General features: G+C 37.4%; 3 protein-coding genes (2 of these 3 only partly in view). All 3 read left to right on the forward strand.

Annotation, left to right across the window (positions count from 1 at the left end; genetic code table 11):
• Nucleotides 1-1,229, forward strand: the 3' portion of a protein-coding gene (locus tag JWG44_RS02990) for an Eco57I restriction-modification methylase domain-containing protein (RefSeq protein WP_205273469.1). The gene continues 1,786 nt to the left of window position 1, outside the view; only the last 1,229 of its 3,015 coding nucleotides appear in the window; its start codon lies beyond the left edge, outside the window; its stop codon occupies nucleotides 1,227-1,229.
• Nucleotides 1,230-1,445: 216 nt separating this feature from the next.
• Nucleotides 1,446-1,847 carry a hypothetical protein gene (locus JWG44_RS02995; protein WP_205273470.1) on the forward strand — a complete coding sequence of 134 codons (402 nt, stop codon included), beginning with the start codon at nucleotides 1,446-1,448 and terminating at the stop codon, nucleotides 1,845-1,847.
• On the forward strand, nucleotides 1,844-2,500 hold the beginning of the coding sequence (locus tag JWG44_RS03000; protein WP_205273471.1) for a MinD/ParA family ATP-binding protein. 1,905 nt of this gene lie beyond the right edge of the window; the window shows 657 of its 2,562 coding nt (coding positions 1-657); it begins with the start codon at nucleotides 1,844-1,846; the stop codon falls past the right edge of the window. Before JWG44_RS02995 ends, JWG44_RS03000 begins: the two co-directional genes overlap by 4 nt.

Consider the following 2,500-nt stretch of genomic DNA (forward strand, 5'->3'; position numbering starts at 1 on the left):
CCGCGGATCTCTACGTATACTTTATTGAAAAATCTTTAAGCCTATTGAATTCTACGGGAGTCTATTCCGTTATCGTTGCGAACAAATGGATGCGAGCAAATTACGGAGAATCATTACGGAAATTTTTAAAAGAAAAACGAATCCATGAGATCGTTGATTTTGGAGATTTACCGGTCTTTAAAGGTGCGACAACATATCCTTGCATTTTAGAAATCAGCAATCAAAAACCGGCAAAAATCAATGTTAGTAACATAAAGACTCTCGAATTTCAATCTCTTCGAGAAGAAGTAAAGCGAAACCATTATAAAATAGAATTCAAATCTCTAAACGACTCGGGGTGGTCTCTCTCTAATCAAAAAGAAACGGCGCTTCTGAAAAAAATAAGTCAGGCGGCAACTCCTTTAGGAGAATACGTAAATGGAAAAATATACTACGGTATTAAAACCGGTTTGAATGAAGCCTTTGTGATCGATGAGGCGACAAAAAACCGTTTGATCAAAGAAGATCCGAAAAGTAAAGAGATCATCAAACCGTTTTTAGAGGGGAAGGATATAAAAAGATACAGAACACCGGAAATTAGAAAATGGCTGATCCTTTTTCCCAAAGGTTTCACAAATTCAAAGAAAAATAAAAACAAACAATACGACATTCAAAAAGAATTTCCTGCAATATTTGATCATCTGAATCTTTATAAAAAAAAAGCGGAAGCTCGTTATGACCAAGGCGATTTTTGGTGGGAACTCCGGGCCTGTGATTACTATGAAGAATTCGAAAAAGAGAAAATTATAATACCTGCGATTGCTCAAAGAGCCTCTTATACGATAGACAAAAATGGAATCTTCTCGAATGATAAAACAAACATTATCCCTGGGAATGATAAATATCTATTAGCAATTCTTAATTCTCGGCTTTCCGATTTTTTTCTCCATAAAATTGCATCAACGAAGCAAGGAGGCTATTACGAATATAAACCTATGTACATCGAAAAAATTCCAATTCTAAAAATTGAATCTATAAATATTCGGAGCAAGAAATCCGATCAACTCATATCCCTCGTAGATCAGATGCTCGAAACCCAAGAAAAGATCCAGAAATCAGCAACGGAAAACGACCAATCTTTATATCAAAAGAAAGCACAAATCATCGACCAGAAAATCAACAAACTGGTGTATGAACTGTATGGATTGGACGAAGAGGAGATTCAGATCGTAGAAGGATCCGTAAATTGATTCGCAATGCAAGACAGGTTTCCCGCCATTATAAATAAACCTTTCCCGAAGCGGGGAGAAAACACTTTCTTGTAATTGTAAAACGACGATGAGCGCGAACTGTAAATTTTCAAAAGAATTCGATAAACACGGATTGCAAACGATAAAGGAACCGTGACGAATCGGCGCTTTTAAGAAAGTTCATAAAAAGTTTAGTTTTTAAGATGGAGAGAATCAATGGCAATCATTCATAAATACAATGTTCAATCCTTTTTAGAGGGAACTCCAGATAGGATTCTTCCGAAGCTGTATGAAAAGTTAATCGGGATTGAAATAGCTTTGAAAGATAGAATGTCCGCAACTGAAGGTTGGAAGTCAGGTCACAGAATTATCGAATGGATTGCGAACGAGATCGACGGATCACTCTCAATACAACTAAAATCCGACTTGGAAAAGCTATTATGTACAGATCAAAACGGAAATCAAGCAATGATGGATCCAAATAAATATCCCGGCATTCGATATCTCCGACATGAAAGCGACTTTACGGGAGGGTCTAAGACTCTAGATTTAGATAAGGCAATGGAAACAGCAAATAGTATCATAACTCATATGAGACAAAAAGGATCTTTGGTATGAACACCGTCAAAGAACTTATTCAAAAGATGAATGACATTTCTCGGGAAGGGAGATTTCAATTCAATTTTGAGTTTCGATTTCCTTATATCTATCTATCCATTATCAGCTCGGAATTTCAATCGAGAGAAGATGAGGAAAGGGAAGCCTTATTCGCCAATTGGTTAGAATGTTCCATTGGAGATCTGAGAAAACTTTTTTCCCACGGATTAATCCTTCCTTCATTTTTAACAGAAAATAAAGAGGCATCTCCTCTAAAAAGATCTGCGGGTGACCATTGGTTAGCTGGCGAATTCGATATAGTATCTTCACAAGATCCGATTTCAAGAGATGGCGAAAACGGACTACGAATTATTCACTTCTACGGTTTCAAAGGAGGACAAGCTCGGTCTACAATTTTGGGAACAATCGCCAAAAGTATGGCGAGTGACGGTTGGAAAGTGTTAGTAGTCGACGCAGACTTAGAAGCGCCCTCTCTAGATATTTTATTCGGAAGAAAAACAACGCAAATCAACGGTACTCTATTAGGACTCTATTTAAGTGAGGATTTTGGTACGGAACGGGTCTATACCTCGCAGGATTTAAGAAAGCCAGGTTATGTTGATTTATTACCATGCAAACCAGATGGCAATCAGTGGGATATCGAATTTGCCGCA

The organism is Leptospira ainazelensis (assembly GCF_016918785.1).
Classification (GTDB): Bacteria; Spirochaetota; Leptospiria; order Leptospirales; family Leptospiraceae; genus Leptospira; species Leptospira ainazelensis.

Bases quoted from the DNA above. Each gene is read 5' to 3' on its own strand.
- JWG44_RS02995 (WP_205273470.1), top strand. From the start codon at position 1,446: ATGGCAATCATTCATAAATACAATGTTCAATCCTTTTTAGAGGGAACT.